This is a genomic window from Proteiniphilum sp. UBA5384 (assembly GCF_002410825.1).
GTDB lineage: Bacteria > Bacteroidota > Bacteroidia > Bacteroidales > Dysgonomonadaceae > Proteiniphilum.
This window is the reverse complement of record NZ_DHOS01000019.1, coordinates 1-5,320: the sequence shown is the minus strand read 5'-3', so window position 1 is coordinate 5,320 and position 5,320 is coordinate 1. Positions and strand designations below refer to the sequence as shown.

Below are 5,320 nucleotides of genomic sequence, written 5' to 3'. Positions count from 1 at the left end.
CTGTCAAGGCAGCGCTCTAAACCAGCTGAGCTAACAGTTCGAGCCGCAAAAATACGGAAAAATATGATACGATCACTATAATTCGGAGAGAAAAAGAGTCTTACAAATTAACGGCCCTAAGAGTATGCCTTTGTCAACCTTACCTCCAGAAATCAAAAAAATGATGGACGGAACCATGACCCTTCCCAATTTCATATTCGGAACCGATTAAAATAGCGCGATCTACATAATCCTTGGCTTTGCGTACTGCATCATTGAGCGGCAAGTCATGGGCCAGAAAGGAGGTGATGGCGGATGATAACGTACAACCCGTTCCATGTGTATTCTTTGTGGTAATACGTTTGGAACTCAGTTCAATTATTTCATCGGTTTCGGCATTATAAAAAACATCGGTCAACTCATCTCCTGACAGATGTCCGGCTTTTAACAGGACCGACACGGAACGGCCGAAGGAAAGGTCTTTGACGAGCAACGGTAAATCCTTTTGCGATTTGATCTTTTTTCCGAGCAATATTTCCGCTTCGGGAATGTTGGGGGTGATAATGCGTACATGGGGGATCAATTTTTCCTGCAATGTGCTGATGGCTTCATCCTGCAATAACTTATCGCCGGAGGTAGCGACCATCACCGGATCCAGTACAATATTCTTAATGTCATATTGGGCCAGGGTCTCTTGTACCGACCGGATAAGCTCGGACGAGTGGAGCATCCCGATTTTAATTGCATCCGCGCCTATGTCATCCAGCACGGAGCGGATTTGCCCTGTCACAAATGGCACAGGAACAGGGTGCACACCGGTTACACCTACCGTATTTTCATCTACCACAGCTACAATTACTGTCGCACCATAGCACCCACAGGCGGAAAATGTTTTCAGGTCGGCCTGTATCCCTGCGCCTCCGCTCGGATCGCTTCCCGCAATCGACAAGGTTCTTCTATACTGTTTCTTCATTTGTTTCTTCTTTTAAAATGAGAGTTTATCAGCTATCTTATTTTTCCATGCCGGTGACTATATCATATAGTTCCGATGCTGCCTGTCGTGGTTCTGATGCCGACATGATGGCCGATACAACCGAAATACCGTCCGCACCGGCTTGTATGATTTTCAGGGCATTGCTGTTGTTGATTCCTCCGATACCGACACCGGGATGTTTTGAAACCAGCGAAATCTCATGTACACCTGCCAAGCCTAACTCCTGGGCCGTATCTGTCTTGGTAGGGGTGTCAAAAACCGGAGATATGCCGATATAATCCACGTCCAGCTTGTTGGCATCCAGCGCATCCTGTTTGTTTTCGACGGAAAGACCGATAATCTTATCTTTCCCCAGTATTTTCCGTGCCACTTCATAGGGAAGATCGCTTTGGCCGATATGCAACCCTTCCGCATCGCAGGCAAGGGCGATATCCAGCCGGTCGTTGATGATAAGTGGAATATTGTAGGGTTTCAGACACTTTTTGAGGGCCATCGCCTGTAGGTAGAATTCTTTTGAAGAACACTCCTTCTCTCGGAGTTGTACCATGGTAACGCCTCCTTTCACCGCCTCTTCCACCACATATTCCAATGGCCTGCCCAAGGATAATGAACGGTCGGTGACCAGATACAGGCTCAAGTCGAAGTGCTTCATAACCGGATATTTTTCCTGATGTTTCTTTCGTCGATATTGAAAAGGATATCCAGAAAATTGAGTTGCAGGCTACCGTTCCCTTTCGAGCTTGCGGCCGCGATTTCTCCTGTGATACCCATGATGAACATGGCGTTGGTGGCTGCTTCGAGGAAGTTGGGGTTGATGGCGGTAAAAGCACCTACCAGGGCCGATGCCGTACACCCCATGCCCGTCACTCTTGTCATCATCTTGTTTCCGTTCTTTACGGTCTCAACAGTGTTTCCGTCGGTGATATAATCCGTTTCGCCGCTGATTACCACGATGGCACCGGTTTTATCTGCCAGCGCTTTGGCTGAATTCAATGCTGCCTCGGAACTGTTGGTGCTGTCAACACCTTTGGTTTGGGCATTAGCATTCGACAGGGCTATTATTTCCGAAGCATTGCCACGGATGACCGAGGGTTTGCATTCTTCAATTATCCGGGTACATACTTTCGACCGGTAGGAAGTGGCTCCTGCGCCCACGGGGTCGAGAACAACCGGAATCTTTTTTTCCAGGGCTGCCTTACCCGCAATCAACATGCCTTTCACCCATTCGGCGTCAAGCGTACCAATATTGATCACCAGCGAAGAGGCTATGCCGGCCATTTCGGCAACTTCATCCGTTGCATGGGCCATTACCGGAGATGCGCCTATCGCCAGCAGTGCATTGGCCGTATTGTTCATCACCACATAATTGGTGATATTATGTACCAGCGGTGATTTTTCCCTTACCCGGTTCAGGTCCCGGATCAGATTATCAATGTTCGTCATTTTAATTTATCCTTTAAATCCGCAAATAGCTACATAATCCCCGCTATCATTATCCGGGAAATAAAAAAGCCGTCTCATATTTGTATGAAACGGCAGTGATGAATATATATAAAATTATAATCTTCTAAATTTCCGTTTCCCTACGATGTCAATTACAACATATCAGGTTCGAGGGTTTGATCTCAGCCTTTTTCGAAGGCACCCCTAACAGAGATGCTACAAAGATATACATAAATGATGAATAAATCCGGAATCTTTCAATAAAAACATGTATCGGTGGACCGGTCAAAGCTGTGTATAATCTCAACACGATTCGATGATAGCTGAAAAACCGATTTATTTTTGTATCTTTGCATCCATTATCAATTAAGTTAGTATTGTATCTTTCTTCTCAAGGTTTTGCTCCGCCATTCTAGGCGGATCTTCCCATCGCCGAAATCGACATCAAAATCAACTTATTTGTATAAGATATCAATCAGTTACAGGAATGCGGAATATCGTTTATCATAGCATATCCTGTTTAATAGCAGAACATGACATTTAAAGAATTATCAATTATTGAGCCGGTATTGAGGGCTCTGAACGAAAAAGGACATACAACTCCCACACCAATACAACAACAGGCTATTGCCCCGGCACTCGACAACCGTGATATTTTAGGACTGGCACAGACCGGCACAGGAAAAACCGCAGCATTCGTACTTCCCATCATACAGCAATTGTATTTGAACAAAACCCATGACAGGAGAAGAGAGATAAAGGCGTTGATTTTAACACCTACGCGTGAACTGGCTATCCAGATCAACGAATGCCTGAGTGATTATATCCGGTATACGGGGCTTCGCCACTGTGTAATTTATGGAGGTGTGAAACAGAATGCCCAGGTGAATGAACTGAACAGGGGAGTGGATATATTAGTGGCCACTCCGGGACGATTACTCGATTTGATGAACCAGAAGATTATCAGTCTGCGTGCCATCCGTCATTTTGTACTGGATGAAGCCGACCGGATGCTGGATATGGGATTTATCCACGATATCAAACGGTTGCTGCCGCAGTTGCCCCGGGTGAAGCAGACGCTTTTCTTTTCAGCTACCATGCCATCGTCCATAGCCGACCTCTCACGGTCGATCCTGCATAAGCCGGTCAGGGTAGAAGTGGCACCGGTATCATCAGTGGTAGACACCATAGAGCAGTATATCTACTTCGTGGAAAAGCCGGAAAAGAAGAATTTGCTGATCGATTTGCTGAAAAAAGATAAAAGGAAATCGGTATTGATATTCTCCCGTACCAAACATGGAGCGGATAAGATCGCACGGATACTTAGTAAATCCGGAATAAACAGTGCCGCCATTCATGGGAATAAGTCGCAGAATGCCCGGCAAAAGGCGTTGGCGGATTTTAAATCCCATAAAATACAAACCCTCATTGCAACGGACATTGCAGCCAGGGGAATAGACATTAATAATCTGGAGCTGGTCATTAATTACGATCTTCCGGATGTGGCAGAAACCTATGTGCATCGTATTGGTCGCACGGGTAGGGCAGGGAATACCGGCACGGCTTTTACGTTCTGTGCCGATGAAGAAAGGGATATGTTAAAGGATATCCAGAAATTGACAGGTAAAACGCTTGTGGTGGCAAGCTAAATAACAATTATTCAATCAATTAAAAAAACAAAGACATTTTAAGTGTAAATATGGCTAAATCAGTTTCGTATAACAAAAGAGAAATAGAAAAGAAAAAACAGGAAAAACGATTAGAAAAACAGAAGCGTAAAGAAGAGCGTAAGGCCAATCCCGGCTCCGGCTCATTGGACGATATGATCGCTTACGTGGATGAAAATGGGGTGATTACCGATACTCCGCCCGATCCGATAAAAAAAGAGGAAATCGACATTGAGGATATAGTGGTATCCACCCCTAAGAAAGAGGATGTGGGAGAGCCCGAACCCTACAAGGGACGAGTGGAATATTTCGATCGCAATAAAGGGTATGGATTTATTAAAAACAGTGCCAATATGGACAAATATTTTTTCCATATCAGCGCTGCACCGGCTTCAATCGATGAAGGCGATAAGGTTACATTCGACTTGGAACGCGGCAAAAAAGGCATGAATGCAGTGAATATCGTGATTACGGATTAAAGGATCGGTGGACTTGCCCTACCGATCCGCAGCCAGGGTTGAGACCAGTTCAAACTCCTCAAAGGTCATATTGAGATCTTTGCGGTTAATCGGTGCTTTCCCCATCTCTTTCCTTAGTTTATGCTTGTCGATATGCGACTGTGAATGCTCTTTGCTGGCATGCCATTTTTCCTGGGAATCCTTGTCTTTCCAGTAAATAAGCACTTTGATAATGTCAAAATCATCCGCTTCCTTATTGACCATTATATCCCGACGAATAAAACCTTCTGCTCCGGTAGACCTCGAAGGAAGCGACAAATCCTCTATGACAGCGTCCGAAAGATCTTTCGCCACCTTCATATTGCGTGAAACTATATACATAACTGTGATTTCTAATTGTTAAAAATTATACTATTTATTGCGGATAAGGAGAGAGTCCAATAACTCTTTTAAATTATACCAGCAGGTATTTTCATTATTGATTGTCCGGACCAGAATATCCTGTTCATTCATAGGGACCCCCAGGACCCTGAATATGTCAAAAACTTCCCGTTCCGCCACATTCATACAATATAGCCTCCTCTCATGCTCTGCATGTTTCCTGCAATTGTCGCAGGCGCTATTTAAATAACTGACCATCACTGTAATTTTTATTTGACCTGACTTCTTACATATACATCTCTCTGGAGAACTCTCATTTAAAACATAAAATTACTCTCTTGCGATCTATTACGCAATACCCTAAAATAATGATTTCGGTATAAGCGTTTAGAGCGCAC

The 5,320-nt window shown here is 44.6% G+C and carries 7 protein-coding genes and 1 riboswitch; of the genes, 2 read left to right on the top strand and 5 right to left on the bottom strand.

All coding sequences use genetic code 11. The features are described from left to right. Positions 1–139: 139 nt before the first annotated feature. Genes thiD through thiM form a run of 3 tightly spaced genes read right to left on the bottom strand, consistent with a single transcriptional unit; the run spans position 140 to position 2,416 of the window. Positions 140–952: a bifunctional hydroxymethylpyrimidine kinase/phosphomethylpyrimidine kinase gene (gene thiD / locus B4G81_RS04985; RefSeq protein ID WP_294080733.1), complete on the bottom strand. Its 813-nt coding sequence runs from the start codon at positions 950–952 to the stop codon at positions 140–142. Positions 953–989: 37 nt separating this feature from the next. Further along, the gene (thiE, locus tag B4G81_RS04980; protein ID WP_294080731.1) at positions 990–1,625 is read right to left on the bottom strand and encodes a thiamine phosphate synthase; all 636 of its coding nucleotides are present in this window, start codon (positions 1,623–1,625) and stop codon (positions 990–992) included. Further along, a complete protein-coding gene (gene thiM / locus B4G81_RS04975) occupies positions 1,622–2,416 on the bottom strand; it encodes a hydroxyethylthiazole kinase (RefSeq protein WP_294080729.1) in 795 nt (264 codons plus the stop codon). Before thiM ends, thiE begins: the two co-directional genes overlap by 4 nt. Before the next feature lie 120 nt (positions 2,417–2,536). Then, positions 2,537–2,632, bottom strand: a riboswitch (TPP riboswitch). A gap of 317 nt (positions 2,633–2,949) precedes the next feature. Between thiM and B4G81_RS04970 the strand changes: the two genes are divergently transcribed. Together B4G81_RS04970 and B4G81_RS04965 are read left to right on the top strand one after the other, a co-directional pair. Continuing rightward, positions 2,950–4,065 (top strand): DEAD/DEAH box helicase, encoded by a 1,116-nt coding sequence (locus tag B4G81_RS04970; protein WP_294080727.1) that lies wholly within the window; start codon positions 2,950–2,952, stop codon positions 4,063–4,065. Positions 4,066–4,115: 50 nt separating this feature from the next. Next, positions 4,116–4,562, top strand: a complete 447-nt coding sequence (locus B4G81_RS04965; protein ID WP_294080725.1) for a cold-shock protein — start codon at positions 4,116–4,118, stop codon at positions 4,560–4,562. 18 nt (positions 4,563–4,580) lie between these two features. On the opposite strand, the gene B4G81_RS04960 is transcribed toward B4G81_RS04965, so the two are convergent. Together B4G81_RS04960 and B4G81_RS04955 are read right to left on the bottom strand one after the other, a co-directional pair. Next, a complete protein-coding gene (locus B4G81_RS04960; RefSeq protein ID WP_294080723.1) occupies positions 4,581–4,922 on the bottom strand; it encodes an antibiotic biosynthesis monooxygenase family protein in 342 nt (113 codons plus the stop codon). 30 nt (positions 4,923–4,952) lie between these two features. After that, entirely contained in the window at positions 4,953–5,180 is a 228-nt protein-coding gene (locus B4G81_RS04955; protein ID WP_294080722.1) for a hypothetical protein, read from the bottom strand. Positions 5,181–5,320: the final 140 nt, after the last annotated feature.